18 protein-coding genes and 1 pseudogene are annotated in these 17,164 nt (G+C 69.5%); 6 read left to right on the top strand and 13 right to left on the bottom strand.

Features of this window, described 5'->3' with window-relative positions:
• The 7 genes and pseudogenes from ACK4UM_RS19535 to ACK4UM_RS19505 form a co-directional block, all read right to left on the bottom strand.
• A pseudogene (locus tag ACK4UM_RS19535) lies at positions 1-1,111 on the bottom strand (transcription-repair coupling factor); the annotation flags it as partial.
• A gap of 15 nt (positions 1,112-1,126) precedes the next feature.
• Positions 1,127-1,423 carry a succinate dehydrogenase assembly factor 2 gene (locus tag ACK4UM_RS19530; protein ID WP_409802513.1) on the bottom strand — a complete coding sequence of 99 codons (297 nt, stop codon included), beginning with the start codon at positions 1,421-1,423 and terminating at the stop codon, positions 1,127-1,129.
• 262 nt (positions 1,424-1,685) lie between these two features.
• Positions 1,686-3,221 carry a choice-of-anchor X domain-containing protein gene (locus tag ACK4UM_RS19525; RefSeq protein WP_409802512.1) on the bottom strand — a complete coding sequence of 512 codons (1,536 nt, stop codon included), beginning with the start codon at positions 3,219-3,221 and terminating at the stop codon, positions 1,686-1,688.
• 3 nt (positions 3,222-3,224) lie between these two features.
• Positions 3,225-4,058, bottom strand: a complete 834-nt coding sequence (locus ACK4UM_RS19520) for a hypothetical protein (protein WP_409802511.1) — start codon at positions 4,056-4,058, stop codon at positions 3,225-3,227.
• A gap of 144 nt (positions 4,059-4,202) precedes the next feature.
• Positions 4,203-5,204 (bottom strand): asparaginase, encoded by a 1,002-nt coding sequence (locus ACK4UM_RS19515; RefSeq protein WP_409802510.1) that lies wholly within the window; start codon positions 5,202-5,204, stop codon positions 4,203-4,205.
• A gap of 56 nt (positions 5,205-5,260) precedes the next feature.
• On the bottom strand, positions 5,261-5,872 hold the full coding sequence (locus ACK4UM_RS19510; protein WP_409802509.1) for a LysE family translocator: 612 nt from the start codon (positions 5,870-5,872) through the stop codon (positions 5,261-5,263).
• Between the two features lie 14 nt (positions 5,873-5,886).
• Entirely contained in the window at positions 5,887-6,051 is a 165-nt protein-coding gene (locus tag ACK4UM_RS19505; RefSeq protein WP_409802508.1) for a hypothetical protein, read from the bottom strand.
• A gap of 228 nt (positions 6,052-6,279) precedes the next feature.
• Here ACK4UM_RS19505 and ACK4UM_RS19500 point away from each other — a divergent pair, with 228 nt between their 5' ends.
• Positions 6,280-6,828, top strand: coding sequence for a DUF1499 domain-containing protein (locus ACK4UM_RS19500; RefSeq protein ID WP_409802507.1), 549 nt, complete (start codon positions 6,280-6,282; stop codon positions 6,826-6,828).
• Here the strand turns inward: ACK4UM_RS19500 and ACK4UM_RS19495 are convergent.
• Positions 6,825-7,088: a SemiSWEET family sugar transporter gene (locus ACK4UM_RS19495; RefSeq protein ID WP_409802506.1), complete on the bottom strand. Its 264-nt coding sequence runs from the start codon at positions 7,086-7,088 to the stop codon at positions 6,825-6,827. The two genes, ACK4UM_RS19500 and ACK4UM_RS19495, sit on opposite strands and share 4 nt — an antisense overlap.
• Positions 7,089-7,167: 79 nt before the next feature.
• Positions 7,168-8,097: a phosphoserine phosphatase SerB gene (gene serB / locus ACK4UM_RS19490; RefSeq protein ID WP_409802505.1), complete on the bottom strand. Its 930-nt coding sequence runs from the start codon at positions 8,095-8,097 to the stop codon at positions 7,168-7,170.
• A 156-nt stretch (positions 8,098-8,253) separates the two neighbouring features.
• On the opposite strand from serB, the gene ACK4UM_RS19485 reads away from it, so the two are divergent.
• Complete coding sequence (locus ACK4UM_RS19485) at positions 8,254-8,724, top strand: DUF2852 domain-containing protein (protein ID WP_409802504.1); 471 nt, start codon at positions 8,254-8,256, stop codon at positions 8,722-8,724.
• Between the two features lie 63 nt (positions 8,725-8,787).
• Here the strand turns inward: ACK4UM_RS19485 and ACK4UM_RS19480 are convergent, their stop codons facing one another.
• Complete coding sequence (locus tag ACK4UM_RS19480; RefSeq protein WP_409802503.1) at positions 8,788-9,126, bottom strand: helix-turn-helix domain-containing protein; 339 nt, start codon at positions 9,124-9,126, stop codon at positions 8,788-8,790.
• A 244-nt stretch (positions 9,127-9,370) separates the two neighbouring features.
• Here ACK4UM_RS19480 and radC point away from each other — a divergent pair, with 244 nt between their 5' ends.
• Complete coding sequence (gene radC, locus ACK4UM_RS19475) at positions 9,371-10,060, top strand: RadC family protein (protein WP_409802502.1); 690 nt, start codon at positions 9,371-9,373, stop codon at positions 10,058-10,060.
• 57 nt (positions 10,061-10,117) lie between these two features.
• Here radC and ACK4UM_RS19470 read toward each other — a convergent pair whose 3' ends face one another.
• Together ACK4UM_RS19470 and ACK4UM_RS19465 are read right to left on the bottom strand one after the other, a co-directional pair.
• Positions 10,118-11,338 (bottom strand): LL-diaminopimelate aminotransferase, encoded by a 1,221-nt coding sequence (locus ACK4UM_RS19470; protein WP_409802501.1) that lies wholly within the window; start codon positions 11,336-11,338, stop codon positions 10,118-10,120.
• Between the two features lie 105 nt (positions 11,339-11,443).
• On the bottom strand, positions 11,444-11,875 hold the full coding sequence (locus ACK4UM_RS19465) for a hypothetical protein (protein WP_409802500.1): 432 nt from the start codon (positions 11,873-11,875) through the stop codon (positions 11,444-11,446).
• Between the two features lie 166 nt (positions 11,876-12,041).
• On the opposite strand from ACK4UM_RS19465, the gene ACK4UM_RS19460 reads away from it, so the two are divergent.
• Positions 12,042-13,790, top strand: a complete 1,749-nt coding sequence (locus ACK4UM_RS19460; RefSeq protein WP_409802514.1) for a PHA/PHB synthase family protein — start codon at positions 12,042-12,044, stop codon at positions 13,788-13,790.
• 443 nt (positions 13,791-14,233) lie between these two features.
• Here the strand turns inward: ACK4UM_RS19460 and ACK4UM_RS19455 are convergent, their stop codons facing one another.
• Positions 14,234-14,656: a carboxymuconolactone decarboxylase family protein gene (locus ACK4UM_RS19455; protein ID WP_409802499.1), complete on the bottom strand. Its 423-nt coding sequence runs from the start codon at positions 14,654-14,656 to the stop codon at positions 14,234-14,236.
• Between the two features lie 92 nt (positions 14,657-14,748).
• Between ACK4UM_RS19455 and ACK4UM_RS19450 the strand changes: the two genes are divergently transcribed.
• The gene (locus tag ACK4UM_RS19450; RefSeq protein WP_409802498.1) at positions 14,749-15,693 is read left to right on the top strand and encodes an aspartate carbamoyltransferase catalytic subunit; all 945 of its coding nucleotides are present in this window, start codon (positions 14,749-14,751) and stop codon (positions 15,691-15,693) included.
• 5 nt (positions 15,694-15,698) lie between these two features.
• Positions 15,699-16,982 carry a dihydroorotase gene (locus ACK4UM_RS19445; RefSeq protein WP_409802497.1) on the top strand — a complete coding sequence of 428 codons (1,284 nt, stop codon included), beginning with the start codon at positions 15,699-15,701 and terminating at the stop codon, positions 16,980-16,982.
• Positions 16,983-17,164 lie beyond the last annotated feature (182 nt).

The following is a 17,164-nucleotide window of genomic DNA, read 5'->3' as shown; positions in this document are numbered from 1 at the left end:
GACTCGCGCGGGGGGGGCGGCGCACGCGGCGCGCGCGCGCGCGCGCGCCGGCCCATTCGTCGGGGGCGAGATAGAGCGCGTTCGGCGGCAGCGGGCGATAGGGCGCGATGCCGGCCTGCGGCGCCTCCATCTGGGAGCGGCGGGCGTCGTGATAATCCTTGATAGTCCCGAGCCGCTCGCCGGCCGCATCCTCCGCCAGCGCGTCGAGGATCACGGGCGCGTCTGCGCAATAATCGAACAAAGTGCCGAGGCTCTCGTGGAAGAGCGGCAGCCAATGTTCGAGCCCGGCATAACGCCGCCCCTCGCTCACCGCCTCGTAGAGGAGATCGTCGCGGGTCGGCGCGCCGAACGCCGTCGCGTAGCCCTGGCGGAAGCGCTTGATGGTGGCGGTGGTGAGCTGGACCTCGCTCATCGGCACGAAATCGAGGCTCCGCAGCGTCGTCGTCGTGCGCTGCGTCTCGGGATCGAAGGCGCGGATCGATTCGAGGCTGTCGCCGAAGAAATCGAGCCGCACCGGCGTCGCGAGCCCCGGCGGCCACATGTCGACGATGCCGCCGCGCACGGCGTATTCGCCGGTCTCCCCGACCGTCCCCGTGCGGAGAAAACCGTTCACCTCGAGCCATTGCACGATCGAATCCATCGCGATCACGTTGCCGGGCTGCGCCGAGAACGAATCCGCGAGGAGCCGGGCCTTGGGCGGCACGCGCTGGAGGATCGCGTTGACGGTGGTCAGAAGAAGCCGCGGCCGCTCGGGCGAGGTCTTGGCGCGGGCGAGCCGCGCGAGCGTCGTCATGCGCTGCGCGGCGATCTGCGGCGCCGGCGAGACGCGGTCGTAGGGCTGGCAATCCCAGGCGGGGAAGTCGAGGATCTCGATCTGCGGCGCGACGAAAGCGAGCGCCCGGACGAGCGCCTGAGCCCGCTGCCCGTCGCGCGCCACCACCGTCGCGACCACCGGCGTCTCCGCGTCTCCCGCGAGCCCGCGCGCGATCTCCGCGATCGCGATCGCGTCGAAGCCGTCCGGCACGCTCGACAGAGTGAGGCTCGCGCCTTCTGCGAGGCGCGCGAGCGCGCGCGGGGGCAGGGCGGCGGCGGGGGAGGGGGCTTTGGACATGCGGGCCAAACGCTCTCAGACGTTGATCGGCCGCGTATGCGTGTGGAATTCCTTGAGGCGCCGATAGAGCGGCGTGTCGTAATTCTCCGGCACCTCCGCCTCGCCGGAGATCCAGCGGAAGAGGTCGCGATCGGGCACCTCGATGAGCGCCTCGAAGACGTCGAGCTCCTCCTCCGAGAGCGTGCCGATATGCGCGTCCGCGAAGCCGCCCATGATCAGGTCCATCTCGCGGATGCCGCGGTGCCAGGAGCGGAAGAGGATCTTCTTGCGCCTCGGATCGAGGTCGGCGCTGGTGCGCGTCGTGCCGGTCATGTGCGGTCGCTCCCGTCTCGCAGAGGGTCGCCGCGTATATAGACGGTGGGGCGGGGATTGGTAGCGGGCGCATCCCTCCCCTTAGGGAAGGGTGGCCTCGGAGGCGTAGCCGAACGAGGTCGGGTGGGGCCCGAGGTTCGGAGGATGACCACCACCCGGGCCCCGCCCGGCCTTTCTCGCTTTTCGCTCGAAAGTCCTTCCTCCCCGGAGGGGAGGGAAGGGGGGCGGCGACATCCCTCCCCGGTGGGGAGGGACGTCACCCTCACATCACGACCTCCACCACCGCCTGCGCCTCGATCGGGCAGGGGAGGTTCGGGTCGAAGGTGAGCGCGATCGCGCTCGCGATCATGAAACCGCCGATCGTCTGCGCCTGGATCTCGGGCGGCTCCTTCGGGTCGGCGAGGTTCACGTCCTGGGCGAAGACGAGCACCCGCCACTTGCCGGCGAAGGGCGCCTTGCGCTTGCGCAGGATGGGGAAGACGCTCTCGAGGTGGATCTGCCCGGAATAGACGCCGTCCTCCGCCTTCTTGTCGGGGCCGATGCCGTCGTCGGAGAGGGGCACCACGCCCGCCCAGGTCGCATCGGGGGAGACGACGAGGGCATAGGCGTAGAGCTCGATGCCGCGATAGACCTCCTTCCCCTTCTTGGCGAAGCGCGCCTCGATCCGCAGCGGTTCGGAGAAGCCCTTGATGGGGCTCTTCGCCTTGACCTCGACGCCGTCCGAGACGTGGATGCTCTCGCGGACCTCGTCGACCGCGAAGTCGAAGGAGCCTGCGGTCGTCACCCGCTCGTAGCGCCAATCGGCCCGCACGCGGTAGGCCCTACCGGCATTGGGCGGATCGAGATAGACGAGCTTCGCGGCGACCGCTTCGCTCGTCGTCAGGGCTCCGGCCGGCGGCGGCGTCGCCTCCTGTCCGCGCCACCAGGGATCGGCGTCGTCGGCGAGGCCGACCGCCATTCCGGCGGTCGCGATCGCGCTCGCGACGCCCGCTCCCGTGATCTTGCCCTTGTCGAGCCCGGTCTCCTTGGTGACGCTCTTCCAATCGGGATCGCAACAATCGACCGAGGGATCGCCCTCGCCGATGCCGTCGTCGAACTTGCCCTTCACCCCCACATAAGCCGTCCCGCCGCCCGTCGCGGCGAGGATGGCGGCGACGAGGGAGGCGACGCCGAACACGACCCAGCCGAGAATCTTCCACCACGGATCCGCGAAGGGAAGATCGCCGTGGATCCCGGCATAAGGCGGGTTCGGCGTGAAGGCGGACTGGAAGCGCGTCGGCACCCACGGCCCCAGGCGCTCGTCGCGCTCGTCGGGATCGCATTTCGGCTTCCAGGCATCGCTCCTCGGGCCGATGGTCGCGATGTCCCAGACCTTGAGCGAGCCCTCCGGCACCTCGATCACGTAGCTCTTCGTCGCCTCGTCGTAGGTCGTGCGCGACACGAAGATGCGGCGCATCGACCGCCGCGGGCTCTGGCCGGAGGCCTGCGCCATGATGCTGACGATCGGCTTGCCGGGCTTGCCGTTGCGGAAATCGGCCAGCCACGAGACGCGCACGGCCGCGCCGGCGGGGATGACGGGGAAGGTGAAGGTGTGCCCCGTCGGCACGATGCCGGGGTCCGACACGCCCTCCAACCACACGCTCACGCCGACGAGATCCTGGCCGGACGTGTTGCGCATGAAGGCCGTGATGCGCTGGAAATAGAGCGCGGTGTCGAAGATGCCGTCGGGCATCATGACGTCGGTGAAGTATTCCACGGCGAACGGTCGGTTCGCCAGAACGAGGTCGGTGACGGCCATGGCTCAGCCCTCCCTGGCGACGATGACGAAGGTGACGCCGCCGATGACGGCGCCGCTCTCGGCCTCGCGCTCGACGACGTCGAGGAGGCCGTACGCTCTCCGGTCGATCTCGCCGGCACGCACGACGAGATGCACCGCCTCCACGGCTCCCGGCTTCAGGTCGCGGTGGATCTTGGTGACGGGGTCGAAGCGCCCGCAATCGACGTCGGGCCCGTCCTGCAGCCCCGCCTCGACCGGCAGGTCGGGGACGAAACGGCGGCGGCCGAGGCCGAGGCTGCGCGCGAGCGCCGCGTCGAGGCCGCGCTCGCGGCGCTCGACGGTCAGCACGCTCTGTCGCGCGTGGCGCGCCGGCGTCGCGATCTGGATCGCGACCGCGCGCATCAGCCCGGACGCCATCGGCAGGAGGTCGATGTTGCGCTGGGCCACCTGATCGAAGAGCGGCGGCGAGAAGGCGTCCGGCAGCGGATCGGGCAGCGGGCTCGCCGCATGGACCGCCTCCGCGACGAGGCAGACATGCCCGCCATTGACGCCGACCGGCATCCACGGCGTCACGCACAGGACGTCGACCGACGTGCCCGGCTGCACGGTCGCGAAGCTCGTGCCGATCGCGGTCGAGTTCGACCGCAGCACGCCCGTCGCCGGATTGGACCAGTAGAAACGCACCTGGACATTGTCCAAGACGCTGCGTCCCTTGTTGTGGACGCGACTCCAGACGAAAGTGGGTTGACCGACCTGCGGTGGGCCGGGGGGCCCGTCGGGATCGTCACCCGGCACGGTCCAGATGTCGGGGCTGTTCCACCAATAGGGTTCACCATCGCGAATCAGCAAGGCACACATGATCGCCCTCCTCGGACGCTCCGAAGTGGTTGGGGTGCTGTCGTCGCTGCTGTGGGATTGTTCTTATGCGGCGGAATGTCGCGCTACGGTCGTGCGCCGTCAAGGGCGCACCCGGTCCGCACAATTACTGATGGATCAGTGCAATCAATAGGCCGCCGTGCGCATTTCGCCCACCACGATCCCGTTCCAGTTCGTGATCACGGGGCGGGCGAGCCGCTCGATCGTGCGGCGGGCGGGCTCCTCGATGTCGAGGAAGCGCAGGAGGAGGCTCGCCATGACGATTTCCGCCGCGCGACCGGTGCCGTCCTCGCATTTGAGCGCGATGCCGAGGCCGACCTCCGGCAGGGCCGCGCAATAGACGCCCTCCGCGCCCGTCTTCAGGAAGGCGCGGGCGCCGAGCGCCTCCATGGCGAGGGTGTCGAAGCGGTCCGTGCCCGCCACCATGAAGGGATGCGCGGCGACGGCGGCGCGGATGCGCGCGGCGGCGCGCGCGTCGTCCGCCGAGAGGCCGATGCCGGTGCCGAACCGGGCGAAGCCCAGCGCGAGCGCGGCGAGCGGGACGGCGTAGGTCGGGATCGAACAGCCGTCGATGCCGCGCGCCTCCGCGCGATGGGCGGCGCCGGTCACCGTCTCGAGAGCGAGGCGCACGCGCTCCTGCACGGGGTGCTGCGCGGCGAGATAGCCCTCCGGATCGACGTCGAGACCGCCGCAGGCGAGGCAGACGAAGCCCGCATGCTTGCCCGAGCAATTGTTGTGGAGCGCGCTCGGCCGCTCGCCCCGCGCGGCGAGCTCGCGCGCGGCGCGCACCCCCATCGGCCAATGGCAGCCGCAGCCGAGCGCGTCGACGTCGCGCCCTGCCTTGGCGAGCATGGCCGCCGCCGTCTCCGCATGGGCCGGCTCGCCCGAATGGGAGGCGCAGGCGAGCGCGATCTCGGCATCCGTGATCCCGAGCCTGTCCGCGGCGCCCGTCGCGACGAGCGGGATCGCCTGGATGCCCTTCACCGCCGAGCGGGGGAAGACCGGCGCGTCGACCTCCCCGCGCACGAGCACGCGCCCGCCCCGCGCATCGACGACGCAGACATCGACCGGGTGGCGCGATTCGACGAGCGGGCCTCGGGTGATCTCGACGGTGACGGGCGCGGACATGGCTCTTCTCGTCGCTCGGGGGACGGTGCTCCGGTTACACCGATCCGCGCCGCGCGTCACCCCGGCGCGCGCGCCATCAGGATCGGCACGATCGAGGCGAGGAGCATCAGGCCGAGCGCGATGTTGAAGGCGCGCATGCGCGCGGGCGTATGGAGGAAGCGGGCGATGAAGCTGCCGAACGAGGCCCAGGTCACGCTCGAGCCGAGCCCGACGAGCGTGAACACGACGACGATCGCCGCCACCTCGACGCCGAAGCCGGCGGTGGTCGTGTAGGCCGCGATGGCGCCCGTCGCCATCACCCACGCCTTCGGGTTCACCCATTGGAAGAGCGCCGCCTCGACGAAGCCGATCGGCTTGCCGACATTGCCCTCCTCCATCGAGCCGCCCGCCATCAGGAGCCTCCAGGTGAGATAGAGGAGATAGGCCGCGCCGACGTAATTGAGCGCGGAATGCAGCCAAGGCAGCGCCTGGAACACCGCACCGAGGAAGAGCGCGATGATCGCGACCATCACGGGAAAGCCGAAGGCCACGCCCATGATGTGCCGCCAGGTGCGCGAGAGCCCGAATTTGGCGCCCGAGGTGACGAGGAGCAGGTTGTTGGGTCCGGGTGAGAAGCTCGTCGAGATCGCGAAGAGAACGATCGCGAGAAACCAGGCGCTCGTCGCCATGTGAGTTCGGTCCGTCAGGTGCCGTCAGAGGGGACGGGGGCTGCCGGCACGTGCCAGCCCCCGCCGTGGTAATCGTATCCGCCGAGCTCGTTGTCGCCGATCGCTGGATCGCGCGGAGAGGCGTGAGCGATCCGAACATCGACGATTCGTTTCTGGGCGTCGAAGGCGAAGACGTTCATGCCGCGGACATGCAAGCCGTCCTCCGGCTTCGCCGCGGTCTCCGGTTGCGATCTCCGCCAATCTCAAGGTTGTTGTTCACCATTCATTCTACGAAAAGCTGCGCCGCTCCGCAAGGCGCCTCGCGGGCCGCGGCGGGGCGGCTGCGCGAGCGCGACGTCGCGGGCCATTGCGGGTGGCGCGGGCCTGAGATAGGGCACGAACGCAGCGTCGCCGATCCGGAGGCCCCCTTGCGCAAGCGTCGTTTCGTCCGCGCCGTCGCCCTCGCCGCCCTCGTGGGCGCGGCGGGCTTCGCGTTCCTGCTCTACCGGGCCGATCAGCCCGGCGGCATCGACGACGTCTACACCGCCGCCTTCGGCCCGCCCGATCTCGGGGACGTGGCGTTCGAGACGCTCGTGCGGCGCTCCTCGCCGAACGACGCGCTCGCCTGCCCGCCCGACCTGTGCGCCGCCCCCGTCGATTTCGAGACGCCGACCTTCGACGTGCCCGGCGCGCGGCTGCGCGAGATCGTGCGCGAGGTGGCGGCGGCGGAGCCCGGGACCGAGCTCGTCTATTCGGCGCGTTGGGCAGAGGTCGATCGCTTCGTCGCCCGCTCGGCGCTGATGCGCTATCCCGATACGATCAATGCCCACGTCTTCGGCGCGGGCCCCGGCCGCTCGCAGCTCGCGCTCTATTCGCGCTCGCAGATCGGCCATTCCGATCTCGGCGTGAACCGGGCCCGGCTCGAGCGCTGGCTCGCGGAGATCGCCCGCCGCGTCGCGGCGGAGGCCGGCTCCTAGCCGTAGCGGATCTTGAGCGCGAGGATCGTCGAGACGAGGACGAGCGTCACCGCGTTCGCGGCGATGATCGGCCACGAGCCGAGCCCGATTCCGTAGACGAGCCACAGCGCCACGCCCGCGGCGAACACGGCCTGCGTCGAGAGGGACAAAGCCCGCGTGTCGCGCGTGCGGATCGTGCGCGCCGCCTGGGGCAGCCAGCAGAGGGTGGTGAGGACCGCGGCGATCATGCCGACGATCTCGTTGGCGGGGAGGGAGAACATGCGCGCTCGCGCCTTCGGGCAGATGGGCCGTCCCCACATGGCGCCGAACGCGCCCGCGCGCAAGGGGGTTCGAGGGGGTTCAGGCGGACACGATCTCCTGCGCCGCATAGCCCTGCATGTAGAGGAGCGCCGTGAGGTCGCAATGGTCGATGCGCGCGGCGGCGGCCGCGGCGACCGCGGGCTTGGCGTGGTAGGCGACGCCGAGGCCGGCCTCCCCGAGCATGGCGAGATCGTTGGCCCCGTCGCCCACCGCGAGCGTCTCCGCCTCGTCGAGCCCGAGCGCCTCGCGCAGGCGGATCAGCGTCGCGTATTTCGCCTCTCGCCCGAGAATCGGCTCGGCGACGCGCCCGGCGAGCTTCCCGTCCTCCACGACGAGCGTGTTGGCGTGGTTCTCGTGGAAGCCGAGCATCGTCGCGATCGGCCCGGTGAAGGCCGTGAACCCGCCCGAGACGAGGCAGGTGTGGACGCCGTTCGCGCGCAGCGTCGCGACGAGCGCGCGGCCCCCCGGCATCAGCGTGATCCGCCGCTCGACGATCTCCGGAACGACCGTCTCGGGCAGGCCCGCGAGGAGCGCCACGCGCTCGCGCAGCGCCGGCTCGAAGGGCAATTCGCCGCGCATCGCCCGCTCGGTGATCGCCGCGACCTGCGGCTTCAGGCCGACGTAATCGGCGAGCTCGTCGATGCATTCCTGCTCGATCATGGTCGAATCCATATCGGCGAGGAAGAGGCGCTTGCGGCGCCGCTCGGCGGGCTGGATCACCACGTCGACGGGATGCGCGCCGATCTCCGCGAGGATCGCGTCGCGATAATCCGAGAGGAGGACGGAGAGGCCGAGCGGGGCGACGTTGGGGTCGTCCGGATCGCCCGGCGCGAAGGCGAGGTCGATCGCGCGACGATCGTCGAGCACGCGCGCCTGCGCGCCCGGCAGGACGGCGGCGGCGCGGGCGATCAGGGCCTCGTCGAGGCAGGGGAGGGGGGAGATCAGGGTCGCGACGAGATCGGTCGGCATCTTCGGGATCCGGCGGTCGAGGGCGGGCGCGCGGCTCTCTTCGCAGCCGCGGGCCGCCTCCGCAAGCTTTTCGCACGAGCGGGGCGGTCCGACCCTTGCAACCCGCCACCCCGCCGCCTACCTAAATGTGAAGGACATTCACATGAGGAGCCGGACGTGACCATCGCCACCGCCATCGCCGACGCCCCCGTCGAGGAGGCCCGCGGCTGCGGCAAGCGCCGCAAGAACCGGAACGGCCGCAAAGGCGGCTTCTTCCGCAACGGTTGGGAGATCGCGGCGATGGTCGTCGCGTTCGTCCTGTTCTGGCCGGCGGGGCTCGCGCTCCTCGCCTATTATGCCTGGAGACCCGACATGAGCACCTTGACCAACGGCTGGAAGAGCGGGGCGCGGCGCGCGCTCGCCGACATCGCACCCGGCCTTGCCCGCGAGACGAGCGGCACCGGCAACCACGCCTTCGACGCGTATCGCGCCGAGGTCCTCGAGCGGCTCGAGGCCGAGCGCCGCAAGCTCGAGGAGGACGAGCGCGCCTTCGCCGATTTCGTCGAGGAGCTGCGCCGCCAGAAGGACCGCGAGGCCTTCGATCGCTTCATGGCGAGCCGTCGCGCCGGCGGCGAGATCGCCGGCTGAGCGACGCTCGGACCCGCCGAAGCACGCCCCCGCCGTCTTGCGGCGGGGGCGGCAGTCGAAGCGTCATGCGTTCTGCGGCACAACGGTGATGCGACCTCGTCCGCTCCCCGACGAGCGGGGCTGGACGACGATCTCGACGTCGTTGTCGAATGCCGTAAGGAAGCCGAGCAGGCGGTCGACCGAGTACTCTCTGAAACTTCCTCTGAAAAGGCGCGAGACTTCGGGCTGAGAGATCCCCATGACCTCGCCGGCTTTGGTCTGCGTCAACCCACGCTCGGTCGTCATCCGATACAGCTCGGCAACGAGCTTTGCTTTCAAGGCGTGGGTCTCGGAATCCGGGAGGCCGAGATCGGCGAACACGTTATCGCCACTGGCGTGAATCGCTGTTGTTTTCTTGCTCATCGGCTATTCTCCGGTCCATGCATTGAAGAATAATGAGACTCCGCGTCGCGAAGGCGCCTTCTGACCAAATCAAGATCGGTCTGAGGCGTCTTGATGCCCTGTACTCATGGGGTGTCAAGCGTGGCGATCGTGCGCCCGGTACGCGATTGCATTCTCCACGCGAAAACCCCACAACCAAAACACTTTTGTCCCCCTCGCGCAAAACCTCTAGGATCGCCTCGACGACTCGGCGCGGGGCGGGACGATGGGGCTCGAGGACGAGGGTGCGCATTATCACGGCCACCGCGAGCGGCTGCGGGCGCGCTTTCTGGAGGTCGGGGAGGAGGGGCTGCCGGATTACGAGCTGCTCGAGCTCGTGCTCTTCCGGTCGATCCCGCGGCGGGACGTGAAGCCGCACGCCAAGGCGCTGATTCGCCGCTTCGGCGGCTTCGCCGAGGCGATCGCGGCGCCGCGCGCGCGTCTGTCCGAGGTCGAGGGGCTCGGAGAGGCGACGATCACCGATTTCGCCGTCGTCGCGGCCGCGGGCCGGCGTCTCGCGCGCGGCGCGGTCGCCAAGCGCCCGGTGCTCTCCGCCTGGTCGACCGTGATCGAATATTGCCGCGCCGCGATGGCCTTTTCGGAAAAGGAGCAGTTCCGCCTGCTCTTCCTCGACAAGCGCAACGGGCTCATCGCCGACGAGGTGCAGCAGGAGGGGACCGTCGACCACACGCCGGTCTACGTGCGCGAGGTGGTCAAGCGCGCGCTCGAGCTCTCGGCGACGGCGATCATCCTCGTCCACAATCACCCCTCGGGCGATCCGACCCCGTCCGCCGCCGACGTGCGGATGACGCGCGAGATCGTCGAGGCGGCCCGCCCGCTCGGCATCGTCGTGCACGATCACATCATCGTCGGCCGCGACGGCCACGCGAGCCTCAGGGGCCTCAAGCTGATGTGACGGGCCGGGCGCCGCCGTTGCGAAAGCTCCGGCGGCGGCCCGGCTCGTCGACGCGGCTCACCCGGTCTTCACCATCGGCAGGACGTTGTGCAGCGTCTGGTCCGCGTTGTCGAAGAAGCGGCGCAGATTGCGCGCGGCCTGGCGGATGCGCTGCTCGTTCTCGACCAGCGCGATGCGCACGTACTCGTCCCCGTGCTCGCCGAAGCCGATGCCCGGCGCGACCGCGACCTCGGCCTTCTCGACGAGGAGCTTCGAGAATTCGAGCGAGCCCATCTCGCGGAAGCGCTCGGGGATCTTCACCCAGGCGAACATCGAGGCGCTCGGCGGCGGCAGCTCCCAGCCGGCCTTGGCGAAGCTCTCGACGAGGGCGTCGCGGCGGCGCTTGTAGATCGCCCGCATCTCCTTGATGCAATCGTCCGGCCCGTTGAGCGCGGCCGTCGCGGCGACCTGGATGGGCGTGAAGGCGCCGTAATCGAGATAGGACTTCACGCGCGCGAGCGCCGCGAGCAGCCGATCGTTGCCGACCGCGAAGCCGATGCGCCAACCCGCCATCGAGAAGGTCTTCGACATCGACGTGAACTCGACCGCGACGTCGAGCGCGCCGGGCACCTGCAGCACCGAGGGCGGGGGCACGTCGTCGAAATAGATCTCGGCATAAGCGAGATCGGACAGAAGGATCAGCTCGTGCTTCTTGGCGAAGGCCACGAGGTCCTTGTAGAAATCGAGCGAGGCGACCATGCCCGTCGGGTTCGACGGATAGCACACGACGAGCGCTATCGGCTTGGGGATCGAATGCGCCACCGCGCGCTCGAGCGCGGGGAACACGGCCGGCGTCGGTTCGGCCGGCACGGAGCGGATCACGCCCCCCGCCATCAGGAAGCCGAAGGCGTGCAGCGGATAGGAGGGGTTGGGCACCAGCACCACGTCGCCGGGCGCGGTGATCGCCTGCGCCATGTTGGCGAAGCCCTCCTTCGAGCCGAGCGTCACCACGACCTGCCGATCGGGGTCGATCTTCACGCCGAAGCGGCGGCCGTAATAGGCGGCCTGCGCGCGCCGCAGCCCGCCGATGCCCTTCGAGGCGGAATACCGGTCCGTACGCGGCTTGCCCGCGGTCTCGGCGAGCTTGGCGACGACGTGAGCGGGCGCCGCGAGGTCCGGATTGCCCATTCCGAGATCGACGATGTCGGCCCCGCGAGCTCGAGCGGCCGCCTTGATCCGATTGACTTCCTCGAAGACGTAGGGCGGCAGGCGCTTGATGCTGTGGAAGTTCGTCGTCATCCTCGATCTCTTCCGAATGGCGGGGGCAGACGCGCCCCGGGCGCAACCTCGATATCATTTCGCGCGCTTGCGCGCAGCTGTTCGTTCGGCCAGCCCCGCGCGATTTCAGCGCAGCGTCGGCGGGGCGAGATCGCGGTCGATGGCGGGAGCGGGGTCGACGCGGACGGGCTCGGGCGCCGGCGCGACCGTCAGCCGGCGCGCGGCGTCGGCGCGCGCCGCGTTCGCGTCCACGAGCCGCCGCAGCTCCTCCTCCGCCTCGGCGACCTCCTCGGGGCTCTTCGGCGCGAGTTCGCGGTCAGGCGGGACGAGGCCGATCGGCACGAAGCCGGGCGCGCCCGGGGTGCGACTCTCGGTCACGAAATCCGGCGCCTCGCGCGTCTGCGGCCCTATGCCGGCGCCGACGAAGACGTCGCGGACCGGGTTCACGTCGCCCGCGCAGGCGGACAGACCGATCGCGGCCGCGGCGGCGAGCGTGGCCATGGAGAGGCGGCGAATCGTGGCGGTCATGGTCACCTCGAGGAGCGGAAGACGCGGCATCGGGCGTCATCCGGGGTAGCGACGACATAAGGGCAGGCGTACAGTGTCGAAAGGGCGGCGCAACGCAAGTGCCGATCCAAAGGGGGAAGCGTCCGTGAGCGACAACAAGCGTTCGGAGGGTCCGCGCGCCAATCCCGTCCAACACCAGGTGCCCGATTTCGAGGAGATGTCTCGGAACATGGCCCGTCTGGTGGAGGAATACGGCAAGGCGACGGCGGCCTACCTCAAGCCGATCGAGGAGCGGCGTGCCAAGACGGGCATGGCCGACGAGATGAGCGACATGGTCAAGACGCTCGTGCACGTCACCGAGCGCTGGCTGATCGATCCCCAGAAAGCGATCGAGGCGCAGGCGCGCCTCGGCAAGAGCTTTCTCGAGATCTGGGCGACGTCTCTGCGCCGGATGCAGGGGGACGGCGTCGCCCCCGCGATCGCGCCCGATCCGAAGGATTCGCGCTTCGCCGATCCCGATTGGGACGACAACGCCTATTTCGACTTCCTCAAGCAGGCCTATCTCGCGACCTCGCGCTGGGCCGAGAGCATGGTCGAGGAGGCCGAGGGCATCGACGAGCCGACGCGGCAGAAGGCGCGCTTCTACGTGAAGCAGGTGTCCTCCGCGCTCTCGCCCTCGAACTTCCTCACCACCAATCCCGAGCTGATCCGCGAGACGATGCGCGAGAGCGGCGCCAACCTCGTGCGCGGCATGCAGATGCTCGCGGAGGACATCGAGGCGGGCGGCGGCGAGCTCAAGATCCGCCAATCCGACCCGACGCGCTTCAAGGTCGGCGTGAACCTCGCCACCACCCCGGGCAAGGTCGTCTTCCGCAACGAGCTGATCGAGCTGATCCAGTATTCCCCCATGACGGACGAGGTGCTCGAGCGCCCGCTCCTGATCGTGCCGCCGTGGATCAACAAGTTCTACATCCTCGATCTCAACGAGCAGAAGAGCTTCATCCGCTGGGCCGTGTCCCAGGGGCTCACCGTGTTCTGCATCTCCTGGGTCAACCCAGACGAGAGGCTCGCGCAGAAGAGCTTCGAGCACTACATGCGCGAGGGCATCTTCGAGGCGCTCGGCGCCATCGAGAAGGCGACGGGGCAGAAGCAGGTCACCGCGATCGGCTATTGCGTCGGCGGCACGCTCCTCTCGGTCGCCCTCGGCTACATGGCCGCGCGCGGCGACGACCGAATCACCAGCGCGACCCTGTTCACGACGCAGGTCGACTTCACCCATGCCGGCGACCTGAAGATCTTCGCCGACGAGGCGGGCGTTCGCGCCGTCGAGGAGAGCATGGAGGCGCGCGGCTATCTCGAGGGATCGCGCATGGCGGCGGCGTTCAACATGCTGCGGCCCAACGACCTGATCTGGCCCTACATCGTCAACGTGTACCTGAAGGGCCAGGCGCCGTTCCCCTTCGACCTCCTCTACTGGAACTCCGATTCGACGCGCATGCCGGCCGCGAACCACTCGTTCTACCTGCGCAATTGCTATCTGGAGAACAACCTCACGCAGGGGCGGATGGAGATCGCCGGCATCCGCATCGACCTCGGCAAGGTCGCGATCCCGATCTTCAACCTCGCCACGCGCGAGGACCACATCGCCCCCGCCCGCTCGGTCTTCGTGGGCTCCAAATCCTTCGGCGGGCCCGTCGAATACGTGCTCGCCGGCTCGGGCCACATCGCGGGCGTCGTCAACCCGCCGGCCAAGCCCAAATACCAGTACTGGACGAACGGGCCCGTCGAGGGCGAGCTCGAGGACTGGATCGCGAAGGCGACCGAGCATCCGGGCAGCTGGTGGCCCTATTGGCTCTCCTGGATCGAGGCGCAGGCGCCCAAACGCGTCAAGGCCCGCGAGCCCGGCGGCCGCAAGCTCGAGCCGATCTGCGACGCGCCGGGGACTTACGTTCTGGAGAAGGCGTGAGCCCGAGAGGACCCCTCTCCCGGACGGGAGAGGGATCTGCGCTTGGGAAGAGACGACGAGGCGCCGTCGGACGCCGTCATTCCGGGGCGCGAAGCGAGCCCGGAACCCAGAACCCCGACCTCGGATGAGCAGCCTATAGGCTGCGTCCCTCGACGCATCCGCGGCGTGAATTCGTGCAACGAGCGCGCATGCGCGCTCGAACCAGCGTCGGGAGTCTAGGTTCCGGGCTCGCTTCGCGCCCCGGAATGACGGCGGTGGCTAGGTTTTCGACCTTCCAGGAACACAAAATCGCGCGTTTCCGCCGAACGCATGCAGGAATGACGATGTATGGACTCCTAACCCCGCAAGGGGACGGGAGACCGTCGAGTTCCTCGGAGCCTCTGAGCTCTTCTGGAATCCGGAAGAAACTTTGTCGGATTACTTTCGGGAGAGGGGAGAAAGGACTACCCCCCTCCCGCGCGCGGCAGGAACGCCGCGTCGACCTGGGGACGCAGCGCGTTGGCGAGGCGGTTCGTCTCGTTGGCGGCGGCGGCGACGGCGAGCGCCTCCATCAGCATGGCGTCGCTCGCGCCCTTCGCCCTGGCGGCGGCGGTGTGCGAATAGGTGCAGTACTCGCACCCGTTCGTCGCCGAGACGGCCACGTAGATGAGCTCCTTCGTGAGGGGATCGAGCGCGCCCTCCGCCATAACCGCCTTGAGCTTCTCCCAGGTGCGGGCGAGCATCGCCGGATCGTGGGCAAGCACCTTCCAGAAATTGTTGATGAAATCGGTCTTCCGGGTCGCGCGGATATCGTCGTAGACGGCCCGCACCTGCGGCGTGGCGTCCTCGTATTCGATCGGCGGCATCAGGGAGGGGAGGGCGGTCATGCGGGGCGTCTCCTGGTCGTCGGGGGAGGGGAGCCTACCGCGATTCTCGATCCGCTTGCTCCGCCCGCGCACCTCTCTATAGGAATGGGCCCATGTCCGATCCGCGCCCGCCCTTTCCCCATCGCCATCTCCTCGGCATCGAGGGGCTCTCGCCCGTCGACATCGAGGCGCTCCTCGATCGCGCCGACCGGGAGGTCGACGTCTCCCGCCAGATCGAGAAGAAGAAGTCCACCTTGCGCGGCCGCACGCAGGTGAACCTCTTCTTCGAGCCCTCGACACGCACGCAGGCCTCCTTCGAGCTCGCCGGCAAGCGGCTCGGGGCGGACGTGATGAACATGTCGGTCGCCTCCTCCTCGGTGAAGAAGGGCGAGACGCTGATCGACACCGCCGCGACGCTCAACGCCATGCGGCCGGACATCATCGTCGTGCGCCACCACGCGGCCGGCGCGGTGCATCTCCTCGCGCGGAAAGTCGATTGCTCGGTGGTGAATGCCGGCGACGGCGCCCACGAGCATCCGACGCAGGCGCTCCTCGACGCGCTGACCATCCGCCGCAACAAGGGGCGGATCGCGGGGCTCGTCGTCGCGATCTGCGGGGACATCCTGCATTCGCGGGTCGCGCGCTCGAACATGATCCTGCTCGCGGCGATGGGCGCGCAGGTGCGCCTCGTCGCGCCCTCGACGCTGCTCCCTGCCGGCATCCGGGCGTTGGGCTATCCGTGCTACACGGACATGCGCGAGGGGCTCGCGGGGGCGGACATCGTGATGATGCTGCGCCTCCAGCGCGAGCGCATGAACGGCTCCTTCGTGCCCTCCGTGAAGGAATATTTCCGCTATTACGGGCTCGATCAGGAAAAGCTCGGCTACGCGAAGCCCGACGCGCTCGTGATGCATCCGGGCCCGATGAATCGCGGCGTCGAGATCGCCTCCGACGTCGCCGACGGGCCGCAATCGCTGATCAAGGAACAGGTCGAGATGGGGGTCGCCGTGCGCATGGCCGTGCTCGAGGCGCTCGCCTCCCACCTGCCGAACGGGTGAGACCCATGACGACCGTCTTCGTCAACGCCCATCTCGTCGATCCCGATACCCTGCGCGAGGGCTCCGGCGCGCTCTTCGTGCGCGGCGAGACCATCGCCGACGTGGTCTGGGGCGCGCAGCCGAACCTGCCGGAGGGCGCGCGGGTGATCGATTGCGGCGGGCGCGTGCTCGCGCCGGGCCTCGTCGACATGCGCGTCTTCGTCGGCGAGCCCGGCGCCGAGCACCGCGAGACGCTCAAGAGCGCGAGCGAGGCGGCGGCCGCGGGCGGCGTCACCACGATCGTGACCATGCCCGACACCAACCCCGCGGTCGACGAGCCGGCGATCGTCGATTACGTCATGCGCCGCGCGCGCGACACCGCCTGCGTGCGCGTCCTCCCCGCCGCCGCGCTGACCAAGGGCCTCGCCGGGCGCGAGATGACCGAGTTCGGCCTTTTGGGCGAGGCCGGCGCCGTCGCCTTCACGGACGGCGCGCGCTGCGTCACCAATCCGCGCGTGATGCGCCGCGCGCTCCTCTATGCCCGCGACGTCGGCGCGCTCGTGATGAACCATTGCGAGGATCCCGATCTCGTCGGCGACGGGGTGATGAACGAGGGCGAGTTCTCGACGCGGCTCGGGCTTCTCGGCATCCCCCGCGAGGCGGAGACGATCGTGCTCGAGCGCGACGTGCGCCTCGCCCGCCTCGCCGGATCGCGGCTGCACGCCCCGCTCGTCTCCTGCGCCGATTCCGTCGAGATCGCGCGGCGCGCCAAGGAGGCGGGGATCGGGCTCACCTGCGGCGTGTCGATCAACCATCTGACGCTCAACGAGGTCGATGTCGGCGATTACCGCACCTTCTTCAAGCTCTCGCCGCCGCTGCGCGCGGAGGCGGACCGGCAGGCGATGATCGAGGCTCTGGTCGAGGGGGTGGTCGACGTGATCGTCTCCGACCACGATCCCCAGGACGTCGAGACGAAGCGGCTGCCCTTCGCGGAGGCCGCGAACGGCGCGGTCGGGCTCGAGACGCTGCTCTCGGCGGCGCTGCGCCTCGTCCACGCCGACCGCATCGCGCTGCCTGCGCTCCTGCGCGCGCTTTCGACCCGCCCCGCCGAGATCCTCGGCCTCCCCCAGGGCCGCCTCGCCCGCGGCGCCCCTGCCGACCTCATCGTCTTCGACCCGGACGAGCCCTACGTCCTCGACAAGGCCGAACTGCGCTCCCGCTCCAAGAACACGCCCTTCGACGAGGCGCGGCTCGAGGGGAGGGTGGCGCTGACCATGGTCGCGGGGGAGGTGGTGTTCGACGGCGCGTGACGATCGGCGGATAGATGAACTCGACGCCGACGTCCCCCTCCCCCCGCGAAGCGGCGGGGAGGGTACGGGTGGGGGGCGGTGGAGCGTGTGGAGCGGGTGGGGAGGCATGCTCGGCCCATCCGCCGGAGCATGACCACAAACCATCCCACGAGCCCCACCGCCCCCCACCCCTAACCCCTCCC

Source organism: Salinarimonas sp. (assembly GCF_046292825.1).
GTDB lineage: Bacteria > Pseudomonadota > Alphaproteobacteria > Rhizobiales > Beijerinckiaceae > Salinarimonas.
This window is presented reverse-complemented; position numbering and strand designations above follow the sequence as displayed.

Coding starts and splice junctions, on each gene's coding strand:
- ACK4UM_RS19460 (WP_409802514.1), top strand. CDS start 12,042: ATGTCTCGGAACATGGCCCGTCTGGTGGAGGAATACGGCAAGGCGACG.
- ACK4UM_RS19530 (WP_409802513.1), bottom strand. CDS start 1,423: ATGACCGGCACGACGCGCACCAGCGCCGACCTCGATCCGAGGCGCAAG.
- ACK4UM_RS19455 (WP_409802499.1), bottom strand. CDS start 14,656: ATGACCGCCCTCCCCTCCCTGATGCCGCCGATCGAATACGAGGACGCC.
- radC (WP_409802502.1), top strand. CDS start 9,371: ATGGGGCTCGAGGACGAGGGTGCGCATTATCACGGCCACCGCGAGCGG.
- ACK4UM_RS19495 (WP_409802506.1), bottom strand. CDS start 7,088: ATGTTCTCCCTCCCCGCCAACGAGATCGTCGGCATGATCGCCGCGGTC.
- ACK4UM_RS19470 (WP_409802501.1), bottom strand. CDS start 11,338: ATGACGACGAACTTCCACAGCATCAAGCGCCTGCCGCCCTACGTCTTC.
- ACK4UM_RS19515 (WP_409802510.1), bottom strand. CDS start 5,204: ATGTCCGCGCCCGTCACCGTCGAGATCACCCGAGGCCCGCTCGTCGAA.
- ACK4UM_RS19525 (WP_409802512.1), bottom strand. CDS start 3,221: ATGGCCGTCACCGACCTCGTTCTGGCGAACCGACCGTTCGCCGTGGAA.
- ACK4UM_RS19520 (WP_409802511.1), bottom strand. CDS start 4,058: ATGTGTGCCTTGCTGATTCGCGATGGTGAACCCTATTGGTGGAACAGC.
- ACK4UM_RS19480 (WP_409802503.1), bottom strand. CDS start 9,126: ATGAGCAAGAAAACAACAGCGATTCACGCCAGTGGCGATAACGTGTTC.
- ACK4UM_RS19510 (WP_409802509.1), bottom strand. CDS start 5,872: ATGGCGACGAGCGCCTGGTTTCTCGCGATCGTTCTCTTCGCGATCTCG.
- ACK4UM_RS19505 (WP_409802508.1), bottom strand. CDS start 6,051: ATGAACGTCTTCGCCTTCGACGCCCAGAAACGAATCGTCGATGTTCGG.
- ACK4UM_RS19465 (WP_409802500.1), bottom strand. CDS start 11,875: ATGCCGCGTCTTCCGCTCCTCGAGGTGACCATGACCGCCACGATTCGC.
- ACK4UM_RS19445 (WP_409802497.1), top strand. CDS start 15,699: ATGACGACCGTCTTCGTCAACGCCCATCTCGTCGATCCCGATACCCTG.
- ACK4UM_RS19450 (WP_409802498.1), top strand. CDS start 14,749: ATGTCCGATCCGCGCCCGCCCTTTCCCCATCGCCATCTCCTCGGCATC.
- serB (WP_409802505.1), bottom strand. CDS start 8,097: ATGCCGACCGATCTCGTCGCGACCCTGATCTCCCCCCTCCCCTGCCTC.